Below are 23,757 nucleotides of genomic sequence, written 5' to 3' on the forward strand. Positions count from 1 at the left end.
ATATGATCAACTTACTCAGGAATTAGCTGCGGCGGGTCTGGCCAGCCCGATATCGGTCCCAGATTTCACACGGTGGCGATCACGAGCAGGTGTGTGCAGCCTGCAGTGCCGAGCAGATGTCGGCTGTCACGTCGTCGGGATGCTCGAGTCCCATCGACATCCTGATCATCCCCTCGCCGATGCCGATTGCTGCACGCTCAGTGGGTGCAAGCTGGGCATGGGTCATCGACGCCGGATGGTTGACGAGCGTCTCGGGACCACCCAGCGAAGGCGCCAAGTAGGCCAGATGCAGCGCATCCACAAATGTGCAGGCTGCCTCGTAACCCCCGACGAACTCGAAGGTGACGCAGCCTCCGCCCGATGCCATCTGTCTGGCCGCGAGTTCGCGCTGAGGATGCCGGTCGAGTCCGGGGTAGAACACCTCGGCGACGGCGCTGTGGGCGCTGAGAATGCCGGCAACCTGCAGAGCATTCGCACACTGGCGCTCGATGCGGACCCCGAGTGTCTTGAGGCCGCGCAGCGCATTCCAGCTGTCGAACGCCGACGCCGAACTGCCCTGCACCACCCCATAGCCCCACAGTTCATTGACCAGCGTCTTCTCGCCGGCAATCACCCCGAGAGTGGCGTCGTTGTGGCCCGACAGTGCTTTGGTGGCCGAGTGGACCACGAGGTCCACTCCGTAGTCCAGAGGACGCTGGATGAGCGGCGTGGCCATCGTCGAGTCGACCACGGTGATGGGGCCGGCGATGGCGCCCAACGCATCGAGATCGGCCAGGGCAAGCGTCGGGTTGCTGGGCGTCTCGACGAAGACCAATGTCGTGCGGCCCGGCTCGACGGCGGCCAGCCATGCCTCGGTTTCTTCCACATCCACAAAGGTGACGTCGATCCCAAATCGCGGACATACCTGGGTGAAGAGCTGCAACGTGCCAGAGAACAGTTGACGCTGGGTGACCACATGGCTTCCTTGCGAGCACATCCCGAGCACCACCGTCGAGATGGCGCCCATTCCGCTGGAGCTGCAGATGGCTGCCTCGGCACCCTCCAGTTCGGCCACGGCGTCGGCGAATGCCTGCACCGTGGGATTGCCGTACCTCCCGTAGAAATCGGTTACACGGGGACGTACGGCTCTGCGCGCGGCATCCGCCGCGTCCGCGGCCCCGAACGCTGTGGATGGCTCGAGTCTAGGCGCCAGTCCGCCTTCGACGCTGCGGCCGGCCAACAGAGCAGCCGTTTCGGGATGGTGAGCAGGTCGGTTCATCGCTGTCTCCATATGAACGACAGCTACGTCATGGACAGCCGGAAGGCAAATGGGGATAACTCGATCGCAAATCGGGATCGGCCGCACCTGTGCCAACAGAAGAAGCGCCCGGAGCACCCGCCATATTGCCGGACGCACTGCACCGCGACCCGCCGCTACAGATGTCGGCAGTCAAGCTACAAGATGCGCGACAGCACCGATACCACCGATACCACCGATACCACTACAGCCGCCTCAACCGTCCCTGATGCACCGGTCGTCACCGTGACTCACGGATCCATAGGCACCACCAACGGACGGCTACCTTGCGGAAACGTTGAACGCGTTTTCCAGCCTGTGGGGCTGACTACGGCGCCGGATCTTCACGGGACTGGGCAGCCGAGGGCACAGCCCTACTTGGGGTTCGGGCCGTAGCGGATTCGGCGTCGCGAGCAGCCGCGGTGGAGAACATCCTCACAGCACACAGGCGACCGCAGGCGAACGCTGAGCCGCTAGGCAGTCTGCAACTGCTCGTGCACCTCGAGCAATCCGGTTTCGCTGGTGCCCCCCAATTCCTCGGCACCGAGCCCGATGGCTTGATCGTGCTCAACCGTCTTTCGGGACGGACAGGCGACGGCATTCATCGACTGGGACGGGAAGGGATCCTCGAAACGCTCGACAGTCAGCGCCAGGCCGCCGAGCAGCTCTGCACTCTCATTGCCCAGTCAGCGACCGCCGCTAGCGCAGAAGCGCAATTCCGCCCCAGTCGCTGATGACGAAGTGGCGGCAGATATCGGCTTGACACGCTCCGACAGCGGCGTTCGACTTGAGAGGCGCGTCATCCAATAAGCGATTGGCAGAAATAAACACAACACTTATAATATTCACATGCTTATGGAGTTAATGCAGCTGTTCGACAGCGTCGGCATCGCCGGGACTCTGAGTTCAGACGCGCATACAACTGCTCATGCAGATGGCGTGCTCGACGCCGAGGTTGACGACATGCGGGTTCGATTCGCTGTCGAGGTGCAGAGCCGCGCTCCGTATCCCGGTGAGACCCGGCGATTGGAGCCCCAGCGAGATCGTCTCGCAACCGTGGGTGTCCCCCTGCTCGTGGCACCGCTCATTACCGAGTCCACCGGACGAGCGCTCACCGAAGCGCAGTGGTCGTGGGCCGACACCCACGGCAACGCTGATGTCCGTGCACGCGGAATCCGCATCAGTCGGCGGATACCGAGCCGTTCTGTGAGGAAACAGCGTCGCGGCTTGCCGACAGGATCCGGATCGTGGTCGATCATCCGTTCACTCATTTCCGAGGGCGTTGTGGAGGGGGAAACCAAGTTCGCGGAACGAGCTGGCGTCAGCCAACCTCGAGTGTCACAGGTGTTGTCGGCACTGTTGGCTGCTGAACTCGTCGAACGCCAGGGGCGATCAAGATGGGCCGCGGACCGGCCGGCGCTGCTCGATGCCCTACTGAGGGACTATGCGGGAGCGCGCGGCTTCACTAGCTGGTTCTACTCGCTTGATCCTCCTCAGCAGACATGCGACCGAATCGTGGCCGCTGCAGAGTCCCTGCGAGCTGACGCCGTCATCTCGGGTGACGTCGCCGCTGACCGCCTGGTCCCGTGGCGCGTACCTACGCACTCGACTGTGTACGCGGGCGATCACCGTTTGGCCGCCCACCTCGAGATGATTCCCGCTCAAGGCCCCGACGACGCGAACGTCGAGTTGATCGTGCCGGCAGATACCTCGGTCCTTCGTATCCGCCATGACGGCGATCCGACTCTTGCCCATCCGACGCAGGTGATCTTGGATCTCCAGCGACTCGGCGGGACCGACCGACACGAAGCCGCAGAGGGAATTCGTGAATGGCTACTAGCCCGCTAGAACAACTCGACTTGACCTGTGCATCGACTGCCCGCCGACCGCTGTCAGCAACAACTATGCCGTCGTCGACGTTCTGATCCTCAAGGTCGCCCGTACGGTGCGGCGCGCAGACAGCGATGCTGTCGACGTCTGGCGCGCACTTGAGGTCTGCGCCGCTGCCGGCATACGCGATATCGACTTCGGTCCCAACGAGGAATCTGTCAGACAGGTCCTCAAGACACAGTTCGCGCGCGGCGGTGACGCGATAGATGAGATCGGCCGAGCGCAGAATCTCTCTGACGTCGAAGCCACACGCCGCGAGGACAGCCAGACGATTGGGAGTTCGGGACGCTGCTCGGCCAATGCCGGGATACGCGGTGCGTGTTCGGGTTGAGTTCGCATCGCCCAGCGGACGATGTGGTCGGGATCGTTCAGGATCGTCCGGAGGGGTGCCTCACGACTTCCATTCCAGAGCTCGGTTCGGTGCAGCGCCCGCTGCAGTGTTCGCCGCACGATCCGCGAGGTCACCACCCATCGCGGCAAGTCGAGAAAGATCAGAAGATCGGCACGCTCGGCCAGCAGAGGGCGGGGCGACGGGGTACTGCCACTCCGTGACCCACTGATCCTCAGCAGCCAGAGCGATGACGTCGTCGCGAAACGTCGGTCTCGGTTGCCACTCCGGACCGTGGTAAAGGGCGTCAATCTCCACATAGGGCAGCGCCAAGTGGGCCCCTACCTGCCGTGCAAGCGTCGACTTGCCGACGCCTGTCGCACCCGCCACCAAGACTCGCTTCGGCTTTCCCGGCAGCGGATCGGATCACTTCAGGATCGGCACTCCTCCAAGGGTAGGTTCGAAGCTCGTCGGCACTCGTGTGTTGGTTGGTTCTGTCGAGCGGATTCGGTGGAGCAGGTCCCATCCCAGCGGTTCGAAGATTCCCTGAGAGGCACCTTTGCGTTTGGAGCGCGCTCACATGAGGATTCAGATGTTCATCGAGAACCCGGCTGGGTCGGTTACCAAGCACCTCCATGACGAGGACACGCTCGTCCTCGTCGGCGAGCAAACCATTGCCGTGCCGTACCCGTACACCTACGGATTCATCCCAGGGGTCGCCGCACCCGACGGCGACTGCCGCGACTGCTTCCTCCTCGACACCACACCTGCCGCCACCGGCGACATTGTTGAAGTCGAACTCGTCGGGCTGCTCGAACAGTTCGAGGAAACAGGGGACCAGTGCCTCGTCGAGGACCACAACCTCCTCACCCGTCGCGTCGGCGACACCCGCCCCGCCACCGTCGATGAGATCGAGACGCTGAAGGAGTTCATCACCTCGGTATTCGGCGACACCGGTCCTGTCATGCATGTCGGCGCGGTCCGGGACGCCCGCGACGCGGCTCAACTCCTTTCCGACCGCCTCGACTGCGGAGCGGTCATGTGACGGTCACCGTCACCGCACCCGAATCCGCGCGGCGGCGCGGTTGGCCATGATCTGTTCGACCGTTTCGGCCACAGTCAACCCGCTCGAATCAAGCCAGTAGCCGATCCTCGGAGTCGTCGACTCCAAGCCTGCAGCGAGCTGCGCGGCCGTGTACTCGCCCGGCCGGTAGGCCACCTTGATCCGTCCTCGTTCCCGACGTTCCACCTCGTCGATAGACGGAACCAGGACGACGACATGAAGCCGAGCGGGACGAAGCAGCTCGACCACCTCGCCCAAGAAGTCGCCGAGAATCACGTCTTGGTAGAAGACCGTGAAGCCGGCCGCGGCGTACGCCCGAGCTGCATGCGCGCTGAGCTCGTAGCGGAGGCGGAGTTGCTGCACCGCCTCCGGTTCGGGATCGGCGGACATCTCGACCCGGCCGTTGATCACGAAGCGGCGGAAGATGTCACCTCGCAAATGAACCGATCGAGACGTCCGCTGGGCGAGTGCCTCGGCGATCGTCGACTTGCCCGACGCCGGGACGCCAGTGATCAGAAAAATGTCACCATCGGGCGACTGGGCAGCTGGCTCGGGCATAAGGGCCGCAACCTAGCGAGCGGCCCGCCGCCTGTCTCCCGAATAATGGCGTTGCGCGCAAGAACCTCTGGGTGAAAGATGCCGCTCGATTGCTGGCCCGAAAATCGATCGAGATCGCAACATCGATCAGATAATCTGATTTCATGACGGAGATGAGCGCAACCGAAGCCGCACGAGGCTTTGCGTCCGTCCTCGATGCCGTCGAGCACCGTGGCCAGCAATTCACCGTCGTCCGGCGCGGCAAGGCGATCGCCCGCATCGAGCCTCTCGGCCTCGGCGAAGGTCGTGAGGTCAAAGAGCTGCTTTCCGCCACACGTCCGGACCCGGCATGTCGACCGGCTCATCGGCGACGATGACACCGTGGCCATCGCGGCGCCCACGACCTCATAATCGCCGCCACCGCACGCGCGACTAACCGCACGGTCGTCACCGCCGACCCGAAGGGCTTCGAGGGCCTCAGCGGCGTCGCCATCGCCACGTACGGTTGACGGACCGCTTCAGATTCAGGCGACGCCGCCCCCTCAGCGTGCATCGCGCAGACGCAGGCGTGACGCAGCGGTGTACAGCAGCCACCCCCCGCACCACACCGTCACAGCGACCAGCAGCACGGTTTCGCCGCCGGCGTCGAGGCCGGGGGCGTAGAACGGTTCGACGAAGTACTGGGAGATGAAGCCGCCCCGGTAGGGCGTGTGACCCGCGAGGCGCCAGAGATCTTTCTCCCAGACCGTCAGCGGGCACGGCAGCCCAGGCAAGTTCACCGCCGCGATAGGCGCCAGCGCAACGAGGTACCAGCGCATCACCCGGGGACTGCGCGCAGCCAGCGGTGCGCCGAACACGATGAAGACGGCCAGCAGCCCGTGGGAAAGCGCCACAGCGGCCGCCAGCAACCATGCGACCACGCATCCACGCTATGCGAGCCACCTCGGCGGCTAATGACTTGACGTCAAAGAGCTGCTCGCTGGCGCACGTGCCGACGCGGCATGGATCGGTGAGCTGGGCGACCTGCGTAGGTTGCAGGAGTCCGACCTTGGCAATACGGCGTCAAATTGACGACAACGTTGCGTCAATCAGGCGGCGCGCCTGGCTGTGTGTAGAAGGGCGTAGTACGCCTGCGACATGGCAGCGCGATTCCCGTTGCGGACCCGCACTTGGGTCTTGGGTGCTCTTGCAGTCCTCGCGGCCGCAGCGTGCGGTTCGGCCGACCGGGTGGACCAAGTCTCGACTGCCGGGATGGACACTGCCGAGGGCTCGACAACCCCAACTGCACTGGTTGCTCCCGTGACGGCCGCACCGTCGCCATCCAGCGAACCGTCGCCAACGACGTCAACAGCGGCCTCCCCGCTCAGCGCATTCGTGGCGTGCGATGACATTCCCGAGCTGGAGAGCACCGTCGAAGGCAATCTGAGCGGTACCCAGAATCCCGATGACGAGCTGACTGGCATCATCCGGGACTACGGCGGACAGCACCGTGAGACATTCGCCGATCTGTGGATCGATCGGGCGCACGGCGGGGCGCTGGTGGCAGCGTTCACCGACGGTCTTGAGTCCCACCGCGAGGCATTAGCGGCCCTGCTGCCGGACAGCGAGCGGTTCGATGTCGTCCGGGCCGACTATTCCACTGCCGAGCTCGAGGTGGTCCGGGCCGAGATCCAAGCCAACGCAGAAGAACTCGAAGGAATAAGCCATTTTGGCATCCGGACGACGCGGAACCGGGTCGAGGTCGGCTTCGTCGACCCGCCCGACGCCACGCTGGACCGGCTCGCTGAACTTGTGCCCGCAGCGCCGGTGTGCGTCGATGTCTCCTACACGCCCGAGCCGCCCAGCGGGCCGTTGGACATCGTCCCGCTGGTCAGTGCCGACGACCCGCTGGTGGTCTGCCGCGGCATCGGATCGGTGCGCTACTCCCGGCTGGTCAACCCGCTCTCGGTCGACGAAGTCGATCATCCCGCTGTGGAGGCGTTGCGTGACGAGCTTCGATCTCCGAGCCCCGAACCACTGCCCACGGGCGACTGGTCAGTCATGCGCATCGACGACGACCGCGCCACCTTCGCCATCATCGACGGCCACGTCATCGTCGGGCGTGCATCGTTCCGCCGGGCCGGCGAGAGGTGGGTGCTGTCAGGCTTCGGCGGACCCAACCGCCCGTGCGAAGCACTCGTGGCGCTCCCGCCGGGTCTTGCCCATGTCGAGGTCCATCTCGATCCCGGCTCGCCGCCACAGCCCGCCGACACGAGCATTCACCTGCAGGTGAAAGAGATCGACTGCGCGAGTGGCCGAGAGATGGGCGACGCCCTCCAAGGACCGCAGGTCATCGAGACCCCCGACAGCGTGCTCGTGGCGTTTGCCGTCATTCCGGTCTCAGGCGGAGCCACCTGCCCGGGAAACCCCTCCGCACGGGTCACGGTCGAGCTGTCTCAGCCCCTAGGCGAACGCGCCCTGCTCAACGCTGTGCGGGTGCCGCCCGCACCGATCGAGGTTCACCCCGACGGCTAGGTCTGCCGGTGACGAGAGTGTTCCGATTCGTGGACCTGAAGTCGGCTGATCGGCCTTCACGCTTACGACGCGGCACTTCTTACGGGATCACTTGTACTCGCTTCGACCTTGTGCCGAGGCCCGCCTGGTTGATCGCCTTCACCCGGTACGTGTGCCGGATGCCCGCCGTCACGTCCGTGTCCGTGAAGGTGGTCGCCGTGCTCCCGGTGTCCGTCACGTAGACCAGCAGTGCGTGACCGTCCTGGGCGGTCCGCCGCAGTATCTGGCAGCCGGTGACGGAATCGTCGCCCGGCGCGTCCCAGGTCAGCGTGATCGAGCCGTCGTTGTTCACGGTTGCCGCCAGGTTCTGGGGCGCAGACGGCGGTTCCACGGATTCCTCTGTCGCCGTATGGGACGCTGAAGCCTCTCTCTGCCCCCGTACAAGGCGCACCGCAAGCGTCTCGCCGTCCGTCCAGCCGGGATCGTCCACGTCCTCCCAGGTAAATCCCGAGTTCACGGATCCTTGCTCAGGGAAGGCCAGCACCACATCGCCCGCATGCAGCCTCAGTTCATCGGTATTGACGTTCGTCGTGAACGCCAGCCTGAGGGAACGCTCGGAGGTGGAGTACCAGAGCCACATCGCCTGAAGGCCTTCGCTCCCGCCTTGGTTCGAGAACAGATCGGCGCTGCCGGCACCGATAGATCCACCACTCCCGTAATCGACCACCGTCATGTCCGCCGACCACACCGTGACACCCGGACTTGCCGACGCTGGGACGGGCACCGGAGCGGCATCGTCGTTCAGGACTGTTGCTGTCGCCTCTTGCGACGCGTTTGCGCCCAGGCGGTACAGGCTCCCCGGCTCGATTTCGACCGTCACCACGCTGTCGGCCTCGAACGCATCGTCGTCGTCGGTGGGAACCCGGAGTTCGGTCTCCGAATCGCCCGCGGCGAACGTCGCGCTGGTCGGTGCAGCGGAGTTCAGCATCGTTCCGGTCTCATGGACGGATACGGGAACCGTCAGGGCCTCCGAGAAACCCGAGGTGCGGGTCAGCGTGAACACCGCGTCGGAGCCCTCTCCCGCATAGGCGGAGTCGGCCTGGATCGTCACGAGCGGCAGGTCGTCGACCGACGGATCCGGCCCCGGCTCGGTGTTCAGGATCGTCCCCGTCGCCGACACGGTGGCGGCGAACTGCACCGGGCTGTAACCGCCGGGGTTGCAGTAAGTGTCGCCGGACCAGACACGGCACTCCCCCAGAGGGACTCGGCCATCGCCGGGGAGGGTGAATCCTCCCGGCTGCGCGACGAGCCTCGTGACACCGGAGGGGCTGCTCAAGGTGAGCGTCAGCTTCTCCCCGCTGTCGTCTTCGGTGTCGTTGACAATCGGCACGCTGATCGTCTTCACCGTGTCGCCCACATTGAATGTCAGCGTGCCACTCGTTTGCGTGTAGTCGTCGTCCGCCGTCGCGGTGCCGTCGGAGGTGGCATATTCCACCGTCACCGTCTCCGTCGCCTGCGGTGCGAGTTTCACCCTGAAGATCAGGTGCGAATCGGTGCCCTCGGTCGCCGAGGCATCGACCACCGACAGCTGGGGGTTGACGGCGATGAGGAGCGAGTCGGCGCTGCCGACGTTGTAGCCACTGAACCCCCAGTGGTCGTAGGCGTCGTCGTAGATGTCGTTCGCCGGAGCGATGTCGTCCGGATCGATGATCTGGACTCTGGCGAGCATCGGTCGGTCCTCAGCGGAGGAGATGGGCCCCAATATCTTGTCCCAGCCCAATTCGCCGTCCCTGTCCGCAGCGACGAGCCCCGACTGGGCAGCAGAAGGAAGTGGGTCTCCTGGATAGGGCACACTCCAGTGCACCTTGACACCCACGCTGACCCCATTGCCGGGAAGCTCATCAACCCGGAGGCGATACGAAAGGTACTGGCCTCCGATGATGCTCGCCGGGTGTCCGCGCCTCTTGATGGTGACCGTCGGCTCGTCGCTTGCCGCCGAAGCCGGAGACACCGTGAGCGTGCTGGCCAACAAGCTGGCGAGACACACCAGCGCCAGTGCGCCCCGGACCTTGCGGCAGCGAGCATTGGAGAGGCACTGCCCCATGAAGCGGCCGGTTTTCGGGATGAGCCTCGGCGTTGGTTGCCGGCTCGGCTGTGAGCTCGGCCGGGTGACGGTATCGGTCTTGGACGATTTTGGGCGCCGTTGCACGACGGCCAAGGCGGCCGCCGACAGCAGAAGACGTCGGAAGCGGGCTGTCATTCGCACGGGACGCGAACTCCTCGAGACGGGGGGCTGATGCCCGAATTGAAGGTGGACGATATGAAGCGACGAGCGTCCGATGCAGTGCGGGGTTGTTAGTACCCCGTGCTGCAAACGAAGGCTGAGCGCCGCGAGCTCAGGATGTCGTTGTGTCGCGGGACCGATGCCCGGATGAAGGTTTTTCCAACAGAAGTCTGAGAAATCCGCAAGCTGACTTTCTCAATCGAAGTATGAACAGGCTTGAGCGATCAACCTTGCTGCGGTTGACCCTTCACCAGGGCCCGTCTACGGGCTGCGGGTGGCGGGAAGCGTACGTTTTGTCGCCAGAAGACGACATCTTGAGTCGGTGGGAAATGTCTTCTGACCTGCAGCTCCAGCGCGCCGAGCATCTCCACCCGGTATCCGGCCATTTGGTTCGCAACCCGCTCGATGTCGTCCAGCGCATCCACCGGCTGGTTACGGCCCAGCTCAGCAACAGATGTGTGCGGAGCGCGGATCAGACTGGGTCGCCGCTGAAGCGGTGGGCTTGGAGGTCGCTGAGGTCTGCCCACTCCAGGGTGCGGGCATGGGTCGCTTCCAGCACGACCTGGGGTGCGGCTCCGGCGGTGAGCGCTTCGGTCCAGCGGGCCGCGCACAGGCACCAGTGATCGCCGGGGGACAGGCCGTTGAAGCCGCCGGCCGGCTGCGGCGTCGACAGGTCGTTGCCTGCCGCCTTGGAGAACTCGAGGAATTCAGCGGTCATCACGGCACACACAGTGTGGACTCCGTGGTCGCCGGAGTCGGTGTTGCAGCAGCCATCCCGGAACCAACCGGTGAGCGGGTCGTATGAGCAGGGCTGCAGCTCGCCGCCGAGAACATTGTGGGCCACGGCGCTCAGTCTCTCAGGTCTCGCAACCCCTGTTGCAGCACCGGTGTCGCCCGAGGGGCCTATTTCCTCAATGAGTCCCGGCAGGAAGATCTAGGCGAGCAGCCCTGCGTACAGCGGCGCCATCAGGGCCGTCATGAACCCTGCCATGGCCAGCATGATCGTGCGGGTCTGCCTGGCGATTGCGCTGTCGACGTAGGCGCGCATGCGTTCCTCGAGAGCGCGCAGGTCGTCTTTGGTGGCGAAATTGCGCAGGTCGTCCTTGGTGGCGAAATTGCGCAGGTCGTCCTTGGTGGCGAAATTGCGCAGGTCGTCTTTGGTGGCGAAATTGCGCAGGTCGTCTTTGGTGGCGAATTCGCGCAGGTCGTCTTTGGTGGCGAGGTTGTCCGTGCCGTGAGGCCAGACGGTCTTCATGAGGGTGGCGGCGGGATCCTCGCCGAGTGTGGTGATGAGCTTGTTCACCAGTGTGTTCCGTTCGATTTCGTCGATGGCCACGGGCTTCTCCTCGAGTGTAAGCATGTGCAGGCGCGGGGCCGGGCAGCCTCCCCGACGGGCGCCCTTGGACCACTGCGAGCGAGTCGGCAAGGCTCGGCAGGGGAGCGGTCTCGTGGGCAGTGTGATGAGGCAGGCACGCCGTTTCAGCCCGGCGGCGAGGCTGAGATGCAATCTATGGCGACACGCCCGCGGCCGCCATTGGTTTTTCGAGCGTCTGCGGTGCGCGGATCAGACTGGGTCGCCGCTGAAGCGGTGGGCCTCGAGGTCGTTGAGGTCTGCCCACTCCAAGTCTCTCAGGTCGCCACCACGGTGGCGCCTCGCAGAAATCGGTCGGCCGGGAATGGGCAGGCGAGAGATCACGCCGCGTTGGATTCCGCTGGTGCCGGCGGAGCCCGTCGAGGATCGATCGGACAACTAGGCTCGCCCGTCGCAGGATGCGCCGGCGGCCAGCCATACGGAAATCTCCTCGTCACCCGAGGAGGCCAGCACCTCGACGCAGCCGGGCTCGTTCACCCAGATGCCACCCGCCCAGACGAGCCACTCACCGCGAGCGGCCCCGCACGGCCATCCGCTCGTGTTCCCGGCCGAGTCGGCCTCGCAGAGGGGACCGTGCGTGTCGCAAGGACCGACCGTCAGTGCACTGGCAGACCCCATTTCGATCTGCCCGTAGTCAAGGAATGCGTCGTCCGGGGCTCTCACGATCTCGAGCGATGCCTGGCGGGAGCGACGCACGAGCAGCCCGAACTTCGCGAACCGATAGTCCTCATAGCCCGAGACCCCCGACCCCGATCGCCCGTGCTGCAACACCCCCGAGGGCAGCGCGACGAACCCGCCGCCGGAGCCGTATGCCGTGTAGCCGGGAACGGGCTCAGGGATCGCATCGATGACGCCGAGGCACTTGACGACCCGGTGACGGGGCTGATCTTTCGCCTCGGGATGGTCGGCAGCGCTGCCGCTGCAACCCAGGACCAGCCCTGCGACCAATGCCACACCAACGATCCGTGCCAACTCGGCCATCTGGCGGCGAGGCTACGAAGATCATCACGGAACCGGACCCTGAGCGGGTCGTGCGAACACGGCGAGTTCAGCGCCGAGGAACTGGCGTGGGCTGACGAGGTCATTTCCTCCGATATGAGGGCATGAGTCACGAGCGTGCCCGGTTACACGTACGACACTGGCGCGCGTTAGCCGACAATCAGCTCTCGCCGGCAGCCTGGCGCATGTAGCCGTCATTGTCGAAGTAGTCACGCCCGGACGAGGCCAAGTTCGCGCGAGATCACGATTCGCTGGATCTCGCTTGTGCCTTCGCCGATCTCCAAGATCTTCGCATCGCGGTAGAACCGCGCCACTGGGGTTTCGTCGATGAAGCCGTACCCGCCGAAAATCTGCGTTGCTTCGCGGGTCGCCGCAACGGCTGCCTCTGTCGCGTAGAGCTTGGCAATGGCTGCTTCCTTCTTGAACGGCAGTCCTGCGTCTTTGCGCGCCGCCGCCGCGTAGGTCACCTGTCGAGCCGTTTCCGCAGCTACCGCCATGTCGGCGCACTTGAACGCGACTGCTTGGTTGCTGCCGATCGGCCTGCCGAACGCAGTCCGCTGATTCGCGTACGCCGTGCATTCTTCGAGACAGGCTTGGATCAGCCCCACTGCCAGTGCCGCGATGGCGATCCGCCCGTCGTCGAGAGTCGCCAAGAACTGCTGAAACCCTCGGCCGGGCGCCCCGAGCAGGTTGGATTCGGGCACTCGGCATCCGTCAAAGCGCAGCCCATGGGTGTCCGATGCGTGCCATCCCATCTTGTGGTACGCCGGCTCCACGACGAAGCCGGCGGTGCCCGAAGGAACGATGAGGGTCGAGATGCCCTCGGTGGTGCGTGCCGTCACCGTGACCAGGCTGGTGATCTCGGTGCCTGAGTTGGTGATGAAGCATTTCGATCCGTCGATCACCCAATGCGGCTGACCGCCCGAGGTGTCGAGCGCCGCGCGGGTCTTGGTCGCGCCGGCGTCCGAGCCGGCGTCGGGCTCCGTCAGGCCGAACCCGGCGAGCGCCTGGCCAGCCACTAAGTCGGGCAGGTACTCGTGCTTCTGCGCGTCTGATCCGAACTCGAAGATGGGCTTGGCGCCGAGGCAGACGCCCGCTTCGAGGGTGATTCCCAATGATTGATCGACACGACCGATTTCCTCGATGGCGATGCAGAGAGTCGTGAAATCCGCCCCTGCTCCGCCGTATTCCTCCGGGAATATGAGACCGAACAGCCCGAGATCGCCCATGGCCTGGACGGTGTTCGTCGGAAAGGTGTGGTCGAGATCCCATTGCGCCGCATAGGGGGCGATCTCGGCGTTCGCGAAGTCGCGCACGACGGACCTGAATTGATTCTGCTCGTCGGTGAATTGCATGTGGTTACGAACCTCGTGTCTGGATCGTCTGACTGGCGACTACAGGGCCATGAACTTGCGTTGCAGGTCGCGGTCGTTGCGAAGCTCCGCGATGTCGAGGCTTTCGATGATCTCGCCCTTCTCCATGATCAGACCGCGGCGGGCGATGCGGGCGGCGAAGTCGAGGTTCTGCTCCACGACGAGAACGGCGATGCCGCGCGTGGAGTTGATGTGGTCGATGACCTCTGCGATCTGATCGAGAATCGACGGCTGAATCCCTTCGGAGGGCTCGTCGAGCAGCAGCAGCCTCGGCTCGGCGACGAGTGCGCGTGCGAGCGCCAGGATCTGCTGTTGGCCACCGGACAAGCTGCCGCCCTTGGCTCGGCGGCGAGTCGCCAACAGGGGGAACTCCTCGTAGATCTCGTCGAGGCTGCTGTTGCTGGAGCGCCCGGCTGCTGCGGCACCCACTTTGAGGTTCTCTGCCACGGTGAGCTTCGGAAAAATGTCCCGTCCTTGTGGCACGTGGGCGATTCCCATGCGGGCACGTTCGTAGGGCTTGAGTGGGGTGAGATCGGTGCCTTCGAAAGTCAGATTCCCGCCGGTGCAGCCGACAGCGCCGCTGATGGTTCGCATCAGTGTCGTCTTGCCGACGCCGTTGCGTCCGAGGACGGCGACGCGTTCCCCGGCTTCGAGGGACAGGTCGACGCCGTGGAGGACCGCCGCGGTTCCGTACCCGGCACGCAGATCAGTCGCTTGCAGCATCGGCGTGGCTCCCTCCCAGGTAGATGTCGATAATGCGCTCGTCGTCTGACAGCTCCTCGAAGGTGCCTTGAGCGAACACTGCTCCCATGTGGAGCACGGTGATCGGTGCTTCAAGCTGGCGCACGAATTCCATGTCGTGCTCGACGACGATGACGGATGCCTGTTCGCCCAATTCGGTGACGAGGCTGGCGGTGCGCTCGGTTTCGTCCCGGGTCATTCCCGCTGTCGGCTCGTCGAGCAGCACAATGCCTGGATTTCCGGCGACGACCATGCCGATTTCCAGCCATTGCTGCTGGCCGTGGGACAGCGTGCCCGCGGGACGCTCAGCGTCGTCGCTCAGCCCGAGCCACTCGAGCAGTTCCGCGGAACGGTTCCGGGCCGATTCGATGCTGCGAGTCTTTGCGTAGCACGCGAGCCAGAGATTCTCTCGTGCCGTCAACGCCTTGTAGATCGAAGCGACTTGCAGCTTGATGCCGATGCCGCTGCGGGCTCTGCGGTAGGGGTGCCACTTCGTCAGGTCATGGTCGTCGAGCGTCACCGATCCCGATGTGGCGCGCAGCTGACCGGACAGCAGTGCGAGCAGCGTGCTCTTGCCGGCGCCGTTGGGTCCGATGAGACACGACACGCCTCGTGGCGGGAACTCCAACGTGACATCGTCCACCGCCGCCAGTCCGCCGAACCGTCTCGTGACGTCACGAGCTGCGATACGGCGCGCCGGCTGCTCGATGGTGTCGTGCAGCTCGGACTCAGCCGCGAAGCCGCGGTCAACTGCGTCGTCTTCCGCCGCCGCGTCTTGGTGAGCGTGCTGACGCGCACTGCCGGCTAGACGGTTCCGGAACCAGGTTCGGACGTGGCCCAAGCTGGGAACGATCCCGCCGGGCAATGCCAGCACGATCACGATCAGCAGCAGTCCGAGAACGATTGGCTCGTTGTCGCCGCTCGCACCGCCAAACCAGGACGAGAAGCCCTTGACGACCAGCACGCCGACAAACGCTCCGGCGACGCTGGTGCGGCCGCCTACCAGTACCCAGATCACCACCAGTGCCGCTGGTGCGAGCGAGAACACCGGCGGGCTGATGAACCGGCCCCACGCTCCAAACAAGGCGCCAGCAAGTCCTGCGATTGACCCGCCGATGGTGAACAGCGCCAGCTTGTGCCAGCGCACGTCGTAGCCGAGCAGTTCTGTGCGCAGCTCGTTGTGCTGCAGGGCGACGGCGATCCGCCCGAACGGCCGTCGCGAGATGACCCGGATGATCACGGCGATGAGCAGTCCAGCGGCGACGCATACCAAGAAGAACTGTGTCCGGGTGAGAACGTGGCTCTCAGCTCCTGACAGCCGCCATGTGAGGCGGGGAATGCGAGTCATTCCGTTGTATCCGCCGAAGGGGGCGTCGCCGATGCGGTACGCGGTGCCCGACGTCGAGTTCACGAATGCGAACAGCACCAGGCTCGTGGCCAGAGTGATGATTGCCACGTAGACGTCGGTGACGTTGCCGTAGAACATGAAGTAGCCGAGCAGTGCTGCGAAAATCGACCCGACGACGACTGCGGCAACTACTGCGGTGATCGTCTCGCCGGTGTTGTCAGCGAAGTTGATGGCCCAGAACCCGTAGGTGTAGCCGCCGATGCCGTAGATGGCTGCTTGGCCAAGGCTGAAGATGCCGCCCTGTCCCCACACGAGCGTCAGCGACAGCGCGAGAATCGCCTGGGTAGCCCACAGTGACCACTCGAACGCGGTGAATTCCTGCACCAAGTTCGCCAGGACTGCCGCTACAACAAAGGCAGCGGCGGCGCCGGCAAGGTCCGTGCGCAACCTTCCATGAGCGGGTCCCCCGCCTGGTGCGCCGAGCCGCGCCAGCAAGGCGTTCACCGCAGGCTCCGACGGCCGGTGAGGCCCTGGGGCATGAATCGCAGGATGACGATCGCCGCGATCAGCAGCATGGCTTGGCCGATTACGGGCGTGAACCAATTCGTGCTGAGGTTCTCAATGAACCCCAGCAGTCCGCTGGCCGACACGGGCCCGGCGACGAATGCCGGACCGCCGACGATCACCGTCATGAATGAACGGGCCACGAATGTCTGGCCCATGGTCGGGATGACTCCGACGAGCGGAGCCAGCAACGCACCTGCGGCGCCGGCCAACGCCGCGCCGAACCCGAACGTCCACATGTTCACCCGAGACGTATTGACACCGAGGCCCTCGGCCATGGTGTGGGACTGCACCGACGCTCGCGCATGCAGGCCGTAGCGGGTGTGGTGCATGACGGCGTAGGTGACCAACACGCACACTGCAGCCGCCCCCATCAGCACGACGTTGTAGGTCGACATGGAATAGCTGCCGACGTTGAAATTGCCGACTGGCACCGCGATGCCCTCGGTCACCGATCCGTAGAGGTTCTCGATGACCTGCACCATGATCAACGAAAGGCCCCAGGTCGCCAGCATCGTGTCGGCCAGGCGGGCGTAGAGCCATCGGATGAGCAACCGCTCGACGATGATGCCGAACACACCGACCGCTACGGCTGCGGCCAGCATCGCAATCCAGATGTTGAGGCCGTTGCGAACCCCGCTGAGCGTGGTGAAAGCCCCCAGCATGATGAACTCACCGTGAGCGAGGTTGATGATCCCCCGCATGCCGAAGGTAATTGCCAGACCGATGGACACCAAGGCCAGAATCGAGATCGTCGTGGCGAGATCGAAGCCGAGGTTGAAGAGTCGGTCGAAGGCCATCGGCTCGAGGTGCTCCGTTGCTCTTCGGGTTCATGAAGCAGTCGCAGGAGGGCGCCGAGGGGTGTTGGCGCCTTCCTGCGACTGCATCTCGCCGGCCCCGCTGGGAGGGATCAGGGAGTGAACTGCTCGTTCGTGTCGGGGCTGGCGATCAGATCACAGACGTCCTGTTCGAACGACGGCGGGATGTTGTCGAACGTCTCGAAGACGTCGAAGCCGTTGCTGGCATTGGCACGGGCCAGGCTGACCGGCTGGATCAGGTGGTGCGAGCCGCCGTCCATGCTCACCTCGCCCTTTGGACTGCCGAAGCTGACACCGCTCTCAAGCTGTGCGATCACGGCGTCGCGGTCCAAGGTCCCTGCGGCGTTCACAGCGTCAGCCCACAGGTGCCACCCCTCCCAGACATAGACAGCAAGGTCGGTGATGTAGGGGTAGTCACTGCCGAATTCGTTCTGCCACGCAGCGACGAATTCCGCGTTCACTGCGGTGTCGAGCTCTTCGAAGTACGGGTAGGCGACGACGATGCCCTCAGACGAGGCCCCATCGAGTGCGACTTGTTCGCTGCCCAGACCGAACGTCGTCGACACGATGGGGATGTCGGCGTTGACCCCGGCGGCTGCGTACTGGCTGTAGAAGGACATGTGGGCGCCGCCGACCAGCAGCGACACGACTGCGTCGGGGCTGGCGTCCTGCACCTCTGAGATCGTGGTGCCGAACTCGGCAACGTCGAGGGGGAAGAAGTCTTCTCCCACGATCTCGCCGCCGTTGGCAGCCGCGTACTCACGGACCCAGTCGGCCGAGATCTGGCCGTAGTTGTAGTCCGCAGCCAGCACGTACAGGCGCGGCCCCATGTTCTCGATAGCCCACGGGATCAGCACCTGCAGCTGCTGTGTCGGCACCACGCCGGTGACGAAGGTGTTGCGGTCACACACGCCGCCCTCGTAGAGGACGTTGTAGAAGTACAGCAACTCGGCCTCGTCGAAGATCGGCCGAATCGCCTCACGCGACGCGCTGGTGATGCCGGCATGAACCACGGCGAGGTCTTGGGCAACCAGCTGATCGGCTCCGGTGATGTACTCGTTCTGATCAGACTTCGAGTCGAGCGCCACGAGCTCGAGCTGACGGCCCAGCACGCCGCCCTTCGCATTGATGTCAGCGATCGCGAGCCTTGTTGCGTCCGCCATCGGCGTGCCGTAGATATTCAGCGGCCCTGTCTCGTCGAGGAGACTGCCGACACGGATCGGCTCTGTCTCCACAGGAGCAGCGGCCTCGTCGTCCGCCATGTCGGCAGTCGTGGTTTCCGTGGCCTCCGCAGCAGTGTCGGCAGTTCCCGCTTCGATGGCCGCTGCGGTGTCGGCCGCCGGATCGGCGGCATCATCGCTGCTGGCACACGCTGCCAGCGTCAGCCCGAGTGCGATCAGTGCGACGGTGAGTCGGTATAGGTGACTTCGGGCGCGGCACCCGGCCACGCTTGCATTTGCAGACATAGGAACTGGTCTCCCCCTTCGTGACGCTTCAGGCATTGATCGCAGACGCCGCACCGTGCGGCCGCTGCGACGCATTGCGTCTGAGGCGTGTTCTGCAAGTGCTTATGTCGCAGGCTGGATGTGCCGACACACGCGATTGCAGGGTTGAGCGCAACTACCCGCGAATGCAGGTGATGGCTAGAGGAGTCTTAACTCGCGGGCGATCGCCACAGCTTCGATGCGGTTACGCGCATGCAACTTCGACAGCAGCACCTGGGTGTAGCTGCGCACCGTGTTCTCGGCGAGATGCAATTCGGCTGCGATCTCCTTGCTGGTGCGACCCAGCGCCATGACGCACAAGACCTCGTATTCCCGCAGGGTAAGCGACTCATACACGCCGCCTTCTTCTCCGAGCCGCAGTGCCCGAACTCTCGGGTCCGCCACAAGCGACGGATCCACGTAGATCTCGCCGGACATGACGCGGCGCAGTGCGTCCACCAGATTGCTGGCGTCCTTCAGCACAACCCCCACCGCGCCCGCGTTCAGGCAAGCCCTCAGCGGTTCCCGGTTGTCGAAGGCTGTGTGGATCACGATGCGAGACGCCAGCGCAGCCTCAGCCAGCAGCCGGCACAGGTGCGGCGCGAAGCTGTCGCCCAGCTTCAAGTCCAGCAGCACTAGATCAGGTGCCAGCGACTTCGCGAGTGCCACCCTGTCGACGCCCTTGGTGGCCTCGCCGATCATGGTGAAGTCCGTCGTTTGAGCCAGAAGCTGGCGGACTCCGTCGATTACCACGGGATGGTCGTCGATCACCAATACCGACGCGGTCATCGGCTCTCGCCGACGGGCATTGTGATGCGGACCGTGGTCCCTCCGTCCTCTCCGGGCCGCACCTCCAGGTCGCCGCCCTGACGTTGTGCCTGCCGCAGCATCGAAGCCAAACCCCAGTGCCCGTCGCCGGACGGAATCACCAGGGGCTCGACGTTCTTCGGCAGCCCGTAGCCGTCGTCTTGAATAACCAGTGACACTTCTGCGTCCCTGAAGTCCAGCGTGGCAACGACCATGGACGCCTGTGCGTGCTGTTCGATGTTGAAAAAAGCTTGGCGGGCGATGCCGACGAGTGCAGCTTCGACTCTTTGCGGCATCGGACAAATTGCACCTCGCACGACGAAGTGCGCCATGAGCCCCGATCTACCGGCCAAGTCGTCGATCTCGCTTTGCAGCGCAACTGTCGCGGACTCGCTGGGCACTCTGGGCTCGGTGACCTTGAACGCTTGACGCAATCGCTGGGTTGCCTCGTGGGCCTGCCGTTCGATGCGCTCGGCGATCACGGACTGGCTCTCGTTGCCTCCATCGCGCAGACATTGAGCGGCGACGCTGATCGAGAACAGCAGCTGGCTCACGTCGTCGTGGAGGTTGCTCGCAATGCGCAGACGTTCGGCATCGACGTGCCGCTGGATGGCGGCGGCGGCTCGAACCGAGGCTGCCATCATCGGCGCGAGGCTGGAAGCGGCTTCTTCGAGCAGCACCTTGGATCGGTCGCCGATCGATCCGATGGAACGCAGACCGCCGTACAGGATGCCCACGAGATCATCTTCGTATTCGACCGGCACAGCCACCATGCCGCCGAGTCCCTCAGCAGACACCACGTCGGCGAAGTGATTGGTGATGCGCGGATCGGTGGTGTAGTTCTCCACCTCGATCGGCCGCCGCTCAATCATGACCCGGCCGCCCATGCCCTCACCCGTCGACAATTGGACTTGACGGAAACGGTCGGTGCGTGCGCCATGGACGCCCCGCATCGCGTAGTGCGATATGCCGTCTCGCACAGCCACCGAAACGAGTGGGAGCCCCAGCAGGCGATGCAGCAGCGTGGCGGTGCGCTGGGCGAGCGCGGCGGGGTCAAGGAATCCGACCAGCGTCTCGCTGAGATCCGCGAGTCGTTCGAGATCCTCGAGGCCGACAGATTCGCTGCCGCTGGTGCCGTTTCCTCCAGGCCTGACTTCAGTCATGGCTCCCTCGCGCTCTGAGACCGATGTTTTCCCAATCAATAGAGCACGGTTCGTGTGCCCTTCGTTCAGTCGTGGAGCCTCTCTTTTGCCATCGGAGAAAGGGCGAAACCGCCCACAAGCTTCTCATAGGCACGGCCTACCCGAATCAGCAGGGTTTCATCCCATTGCTTGCCCACGATGCTCATGCCCACCGGCATGCCATGGCCCGCTGCGACCGGAATCGTCAGGTCAGGATTGCCGGTCACGTTGGAGACTGCCGTGTTGGGAATCATCTCCAACGCACGCGCCACGTACTCGTCGATCGGGGCGTCACTCGACGGGATCTTCTTCGCCGGGAACGGCAGCGTCGGGTAGCACAGCACGTCATAGTCGGCGAATGCCGCGTCGACGGCGGCGTTGATCTGCGGGCGAACGTTGGAAGCCCGCGCATAAGCCCCGCCGCCGGTATGGGAGATCGTGTGCTCCGCGCACAGCATCACGAACTTGAGCGTTTTCGATGTGAGATGGGCGTTGGCCTTCCAGCCTCGGTGTGAGTGCTCGATCTGTTCGGGGTCGAACCGGCCTCGGTAGTTCATGCCGTAGCCATTGCCGCGGATCATCTGCCACATGGCGCCGTCGGTCGCGATGACGTTCCAGACATGCAGGGCATCTCGGTGTTCGGGGATCGAGACGGTCTTGACGATTGCGCCTGCGTCCGCGAGACGATGAGCGGCAGTTTCCACGAGTGAGTCGGAATCGAGGTCGCTGAGGCCCTCCCATCCGAATCCTTCGGCGACGACGCCAACCCTGAGGCCCTCGATCCCGTCGTCCATGCCGGCGGAGTAGTCGATGCCCGAAGGTGCATGGGGTTGGCGAGGGTCGTGGCCGTCAGGACCTGCGATCGCGGTGAGAAATGTCGCCAGATCGGCCATGTTGCGTGCGATCGGACCCAGATGGTCGATGGTCGACTCGATCGGGTAGGCGCCGGTGTAGGGGACGAGGCCGAACGTTGGCTTCAGTCCCGCGTTGCCGCAGAACGCGGCCGGCATCCGGATCGAGCCGCCTTGGTCGCCAGCGATAGCCATGTCCACTTCGCCTGCGGCCACCAGGGCGCCGCTGCCGCCCGACGAACCGCCCGAGGTTCGCGATGTGTCCCATGGGTTGCGTATGGGACCAGTGGCGCACGTGTGGCTGGCGCCCGAGAAGCACAGGTCCTCGCAAGCCGACTTGCCCAGGATCGTGCCTCCCGCAGCCAGGATCCGGGTCACGACAGTGGCGTCGACCGTGGGGATGAATCCCTCCACGATGCGCGAGCCGTTCATCATCGGGACCCCCGCGACCGCCACGTTGTCCTTGATGGCGAACGTCTTTCCCGTCAGCGGACCGAACTCGGATTCGCGGAGCTCACACCGGACATACCAGGCTCCGAGTTGGTTTTCGCCGTCCGCCGGGTGGTAGCTGTGGCGCTCCGGCGCAGCGGGCTTGGATGCGTCGTACATCGCATCGACGTACTCATATGACCCCAACGCGCCTTCGATCAGGGTCTGATACACCGAGAGCTCGTCGTCATGGAGCCCCAGATTCCAGTTCTGTGAGATCGCCCGAAGCTCGTCGAGGTCGGGTACTGGAATGGCCACCGCTACCCCCAGGGTCGTCCGTCGTCGCGACCCTCGAAAGGGCCGAACCGTTCGCAGCGTAAGTACGGCCGCGAACGCCATGTCACCTGCAATTGCGGGTATCTGTGTTGCCGCTCGACAGGCGGATTCAGGCTGAGAGGCGGCGGGCCGTGGCTGCGTCGAACCCCACGGAGAACTCGATCGGCCGGTCCTCGCGGTGCCGTTGGCGTCGAGGTGCCACTGACCCAGCAGCACGATCGACGACTCGGCCGCCTCTCGAGCCAGCGACGCCAGGCCAGAACGGAACGTCGCCATCGCCCCCATTCCGACGTCGAACTGCTGAGGCTGTCGTGTCTCCTATTTTCGCGACGGCTTCACGAACGGCAGTCTCGAGAGCGAAACCGGAACATCGATCGGGTGTTCGCTCTCATCCCACCTCAAGGACACAGCTTCAAGAGGATCCAGGTGAGCTGGCAAGTGGGCGAATCCGATGATTTCCTTGAGATTCGAACTCCAACCGATGCTTGTCGCGAATCCAGTCACGTCACCCCCACTGAGCAGCTTCATAGGGGGGATACGTCGAATTTTTCCGTTGACGATGGGCATCTCATCGCGCTCCACGTATGAAGACACAAGCTGACGCCAATCAACTCTCATGGCCCAAATGCGACGTCCGATGCCTCCGGCTTGACTTTCAGTAAGGAGTGCATTTCTTCCGACAAAGTCACCCTTGTTGAAGTCCACAAAGCGTCCGAGATTTAGTTCGTACGGCGAAGCATGGTACGCATCATCTACCAGTCCGTAACTATGCGCCTTTACGACATCTGGACCCGCTCGTGCATAGTCGATGGCGGGAAGTACCATGCCAGCCTCGACGCGAACGATGTCTTGAGACGCGTGCCCACACGGCTCGATCGAGGCGCCAGAAGGCGTAGATACGAGCGCCTCCCAAACGTCGTTTCCAGCTTCCGGGGGAACCCAGAGTTCGTAGCCCTTGACTCCCGTGAATCCCGTGCGCCAAACGTGTACTGGCACCGAGGAGAATGCTGTTCGGCGGCCGCGTGAGAACTTTAGATGAGACCAGTCTTGCCCGGTTGCTTCTTGGAGAATCGACAACGCATCCGGTCCTTGCAATGCGAGAATCCCGAAGCAATCTGTGACGTCTTCAATAACAACCTCTAGCCGTCTGCGCTGCCGTGATAACCATCGATTCATCAAACCTGCTGTGACGATGAAGTCAATCTCGCTCAGTCGAAGTAGCATGCCTTCAACGATGACCTTCCCAAGATCATCGCACCATGGTGTGTAGTATGCATGATTGATGGCAATCTGCGTTGCATCTCTCGGAATGAGTCGATTGATGAAACGCTCTGCATCTGGCCCATGAATATGAATCTTGGCCAGAGGTGACTTGTCCTCCAGCATTGCAGCATTACGGATTGCAGCAGTTTCTACGGCGATACTGGAAAAGAATTCGGGTAACGCATTTTCGCCCCAGGTCGCCCAAGCTCCCTGCACATTCGCTCTTCGAGCCGCAGCAGTAAAAGGACTGCAGGCAAAGAGTCGATCGGTGAGCGGGGAACCAAAGAACTCTAGACTCATCGGACTAAGTCTCTCTTTCT

The 23,757-nt window shown here is 63.9% G+C and carries 22 protein-coding genes; 4 read left to right on the forward strand and 18 right to left on the reverse strand.

The genetic code is table 11. The features are described from left to right. Positions 1 to 79: 79 nt before the first annotated feature. The gene (locus ACOQPH_RS17875) at positions 80 to 1,258 is read right to left on the reverse strand and encodes a trans-sulfuration enzyme family protein (protein ID WP_420622656.1); all 1,179 of its coding nucleotides are present in this window, start codon (positions 1,256 to 1,258) and stop codon (positions 80 to 82) included. Positions 1,259 to 1,698: 440 nt separating this feature from the next. Here ACOQPH_RS17875 and ACOQPH_RS17880 point away from each other — a divergent pair, with 440 nt between their 5' ends. Both ACOQPH_RS17880 and ACOQPH_RS17885 read left to right on the forward strand, forming a co-directional pair. After that, entirely contained in the window at positions 1,699 to 2,010 is a 312-nt protein-coding gene (locus tag ACOQPH_RS17880; RefSeq protein ID WP_420622657.1) for a hypothetical protein, read from the forward strand. 115 nt (positions 2,011 to 2,125) lie between these two features. Then, positions 2,126 to 3,124, forward strand: coding sequence for a hypothetical protein (locus tag ACOQPH_RS17885; protein ID WP_420622658.1), 999 nt, complete (start codon positions 2,126 to 2,128; stop codon positions 3,122 to 3,124). A 433-nt stretch (positions 3,125 to 3,557) separates the two neighbouring features. Here ACOQPH_RS17885 and ACOQPH_RS17890 read toward each other — a convergent pair whose 3' ends face one another. Next, a complete protein-coding gene (locus tag ACOQPH_RS17890) occupies positions 3,558 to 3,884 on the reverse strand; it encodes a hypothetical protein (protein ID WP_420622659.1) in 327 nt (108 codons plus the stop codon). A gap of 190 nt (positions 3,885 to 4,074) precedes the next feature. Between ACOQPH_RS17890 and ACOQPH_RS17895 the strand changes: the two genes are divergently transcribed. Next, positions 4,075 to 4,539, forward strand: coding sequence for an inorganic diphosphatase (locus ACOQPH_RS17895; protein WP_420622660.1), 465 nt, complete (start codon positions 4,075 to 4,077; stop codon positions 4,537 to 4,539). Between the two features lie 9 nt (positions 4,540 to 4,548). On the opposite strand, the gene ACOQPH_RS17900 is transcribed toward ACOQPH_RS17895, so the two are convergent. From ACOQPH_RS17900 to ACOQPH_RS17910, 3 genes are all read right to left on the reverse strand, one after another. Then, the gene (locus tag ACOQPH_RS17900) at positions 4,549 to 5,115 is read right to left on the reverse strand and encodes an AAA family ATPase (RefSeq protein ID WP_420622661.1); all 567 of its coding nucleotides are present in this window, start codon (positions 5,113 to 5,115) and stop codon (positions 4,549 to 4,551) included. Further along, positions 5,070 to 5,495: a hypothetical protein gene (locus ACOQPH_RS17905; protein WP_420622662.1), complete on the reverse strand. Its 426-nt coding sequence runs from the start codon at positions 5,493 to 5,495 to the stop codon at positions 5,070 to 5,072. The genes ACOQPH_RS17900 and ACOQPH_RS17905 overlap by 46 nt, the downstream gene beginning before the upstream one ends. Before the next feature lie 141 nt (positions 5,496 to 5,636). Continuing rightward, entirely contained in the window at positions 5,637 to 6,014 is a 378-nt protein-coding gene (locus ACOQPH_RS17910; RefSeq protein ID WP_420622663.1) for a DUF2784 domain-containing protein, read from the reverse strand. Positions 6,015 to 6,231: 217 nt separating this feature from the next. On the opposite strand from ACOQPH_RS17910, the gene ACOQPH_RS17915 reads away from it, so the two are divergent. Continuing rightward, positions 6,232 to 7,608, forward strand: a complete 1,377-nt coding sequence (locus ACOQPH_RS17915) for a hypothetical protein (protein WP_420622664.1) — start codon at positions 6,232 to 6,234, stop codon at positions 7,606 to 7,608. 79 nt (positions 7,609 to 7,687) lie between these two features. On the opposite strand, the gene ACOQPH_RS17920 is transcribed toward ACOQPH_RS17915, so the two are convergent. From ACOQPH_RS17920 to ACOQPH_RS17980, 13 genes are all read right to left on the reverse strand, one after another. Next, positions 7,688 to 9,691, reverse strand: a complete 2,004-nt coding sequence (locus ACOQPH_RS17920; protein ID WP_420622665.1) for a Calx-beta domain-containing protein — start codon at positions 9,689 to 9,691, stop codon at positions 7,688 to 7,690. Positions 9,692 to 10,343: 652 nt separating this feature from the next. Continuing rightward, a complete protein-coding gene (locus ACOQPH_RS17925; protein ID WP_420622666.1) occupies positions 10,344 to 10,715 on the reverse strand; it encodes a DUF2237 family protein in 372 nt (123 codons plus the stop codon). A gap of 90 nt (positions 10,716 to 10,805) precedes the next feature. Next, complete coding sequence (locus ACOQPH_RS17930) at positions 10,806 to 11,207, reverse strand: hypothetical protein (RefSeq protein ID WP_420622667.1); 402 nt, start codon at positions 11,205 to 11,207, stop codon at positions 10,806 to 10,808. Between the two features lie 414 nt (positions 11,208 to 11,621). Continuing rightward, positions 11,622 to 12,224, reverse strand: coding sequence for a hypothetical protein (locus tag ACOQPH_RS17935; RefSeq protein ID WP_420622668.1), 603 nt, complete (start codon positions 12,222 to 12,224; stop codon positions 11,622 to 11,624). A gap of 227 nt (positions 12,225 to 12,451) precedes the next feature. Beyond that, positions 12,452 to 13,597: an acyl-CoA dehydrogenase family protein gene (locus tag ACOQPH_RS17940; protein WP_420622669.1), complete on the reverse strand. Its 1,146-nt coding sequence runs from the start codon at positions 13,595 to 13,597 to the stop codon at positions 12,452 to 12,454. 39 nt (positions 13,598 to 13,636) lie between these two features. Further along, positions 13,637 to 14,338 (reverse strand): ABC transporter ATP-binding protein, encoded by a 702-nt coding sequence (locus tag ACOQPH_RS17945; protein ID WP_420622670.1) that lies wholly within the window; start codon positions 14,336 to 14,338, stop codon positions 13,637 to 13,639. Continuing rightward, positions 14,322 to 16,208: an ATP-binding cassette domain-containing protein gene (locus ACOQPH_RS17950; RefSeq protein ID WP_420622671.1), complete on the reverse strand. Its 1,887-nt coding sequence runs from the start codon at positions 16,206 to 16,208 to the stop codon at positions 14,322 to 14,324. The genes ACOQPH_RS17945 and ACOQPH_RS17950 overlap by 17 nt, the downstream gene beginning before the upstream one ends. Beyond that, the gene (locus tag ACOQPH_RS17955; protein WP_420622672.1) at positions 16,205 to 17,068 is read right to left on the reverse strand and encodes an ABC transporter permease subunit; all 864 of its coding nucleotides are present in this window, start codon (positions 17,066 to 17,068) and stop codon (positions 16,205 to 16,207) included. The genes ACOQPH_RS17950 and ACOQPH_RS17955 overlap by 4 nt, the downstream gene beginning before the upstream one ends. Before the next feature lie 110 nt (positions 17,069 to 17,178). Continuing rightward, entirely contained in the window at positions 17,179 to 18,552 is a 1,374-nt protein-coding gene (locus ACOQPH_RS17960) for an ABC transporter substrate-binding protein (protein WP_420622673.1), read from the reverse strand. Positions 18,553 to 18,729: 177 nt separating this feature from the next. Then, positions 18,730 to 19,359, reverse strand: coding sequence for a response regulator (locus tag ACOQPH_RS17965; protein ID WP_420622674.1), 630 nt, complete (start codon positions 19,357 to 19,359; stop codon positions 18,730 to 18,732). Next, positions 19,356 to 20,540: a histidine kinase gene (locus tag ACOQPH_RS17970; protein WP_419922037.1), complete on the reverse strand. Its 1,185-nt coding sequence runs from the start codon at positions 20,538 to 20,540 to the stop codon at positions 19,356 to 19,358. Before ACOQPH_RS17970 ends, ACOQPH_RS17965 begins: the two co-directional genes overlap by 4 nt. Positions 20,541 to 20,605: 65 nt before the next feature. Beyond that, complete coding sequence (locus tag ACOQPH_RS17975; RefSeq protein ID WP_420622675.1) at positions 20,606 to 22,156, reverse strand: amidase; 1,551 nt, start codon at positions 22,154 to 22,156, stop codon at positions 20,606 to 20,608. A 336-nt stretch (positions 22,157 to 22,492) separates the two neighbouring features. Continuing rightward, on the reverse strand, positions 22,493 to 23,737 hold the full coding sequence (locus ACOQPH_RS17980) for an aminomethyltransferase family protein (protein ID WP_420622676.1): 1,245 nt from the start codon (positions 23,735 to 23,737) through the stop codon (positions 22,493 to 22,495). Positions 23,738 to 23,757: the final 20 nt, after the last annotated feature.

The organism is Candidatus Poriferisodalis sp., assembly GCF_965221945.1.
Lineage (GTDB): Bacteria > Actinomycetota > Acidimicrobiia > Acidimicrobiales > Poriferisodalaceae > Poriferisodalis.

Excerpts from the sequence above, each read along its gene's own strand:
- ACOQPH_RS17945 (WP_420622670.1), bottom strand. The coding sequence starts at position 14,338 with ATGCTGCAAGCGACTGATCTGCGTGCCGGGTACGGAACCGCGGCGGTC.
- ACOQPH_RS17965 (WP_420622674.1), bottom strand. The coding sequence starts at position 19,359 with ATGACCGCGTCGGTATTGGTGATCGACGACCATCCCGTGGTAATCGAC.
- ACOQPH_RS17900 (WP_420622661.1), bottom strand. The coding sequence starts at position 5,115 with ATGCCCGAGCCAGCTGCCCAGTCGCCCGATGGTGACATTTTTCTGATC.
- ACOQPH_RS17935 (WP_420622668.1), bottom strand. The coding sequence starts at position 12,224 with ATGGCCGAGTTGGCACGGATCGTTGGTGTGGCATTGGTCGCAGGGCTG.
- ACOQPH_RS17960 (WP_420622673.1), bottom strand. The coding sequence starts at position 18,552 with ATGTCTGCAAATGCAAGCGTGGCCGGGTGCCGCGCCCGAAGTCACCTA.
- ACOQPH_RS17895 (WP_420622660.1), top strand. The coding sequence starts at position 4,075 with ATGAGGATTCAGATGTTCATCGAGAACCCGGCTGGGTCGGTTACCAAG.
- ACOQPH_RS17980 (WP_420622676.1), bottom strand. The coding sequence starts at position 23,737 with ATGAGTCTAGAGTTCTTTGGTTCCCCGCTCACCGATCGACTCTTTGCC.
- ACOQPH_RS17970 (WP_419922037.1), bottom strand. The coding sequence starts at position 20,540 with ATGACTGAAGTCAGGCCTGGAGGAAACGGCACCAGCGGCAGCGAATCT.
- ACOQPH_RS17920 (WP_420622665.1), bottom strand. The coding sequence starts at position 9,691 with ATGGGGCAGTGCCTCTCCAATGCTCGCTGCCGCAAGGTCCGGGGCGCA.
- ACOQPH_RS17955 (WP_420622672.1), bottom strand. The coding sequence starts at position 17,068 with ATGGCCTTCGACCGACTCTTCAACCTCGGCTTCGATCTCGCCACGACG.
- ACOQPH_RS17885 (WP_420622658.1), top strand. The coding sequence starts at position 2,126 with ATGCTTATGGAGTTAATGCAGCTGTTCGACAGCGTCGGCATCGCCGGG.
- ACOQPH_RS17940 (WP_420622669.1), bottom strand. The coding sequence starts at position 13,597 with ATGCAATTCACCGACGAGCAGAATCAATTCAGGTCCGTCGTGCGCGAC.
- ACOQPH_RS17875 (WP_420622656.1), bottom strand. The coding sequence starts at position 1,258 with ATGAACCGACCTGCTCACCATCCCGAAACGGCTGCTCTGTTGGCCGGC.
- ACOQPH_RS17915 (WP_420622664.1), top strand. The coding sequence starts at position 6,232 with ATGGCAGCGCGATTCCCGTTGCGGACCCGCACTTGGGTCTTGGGTGCT.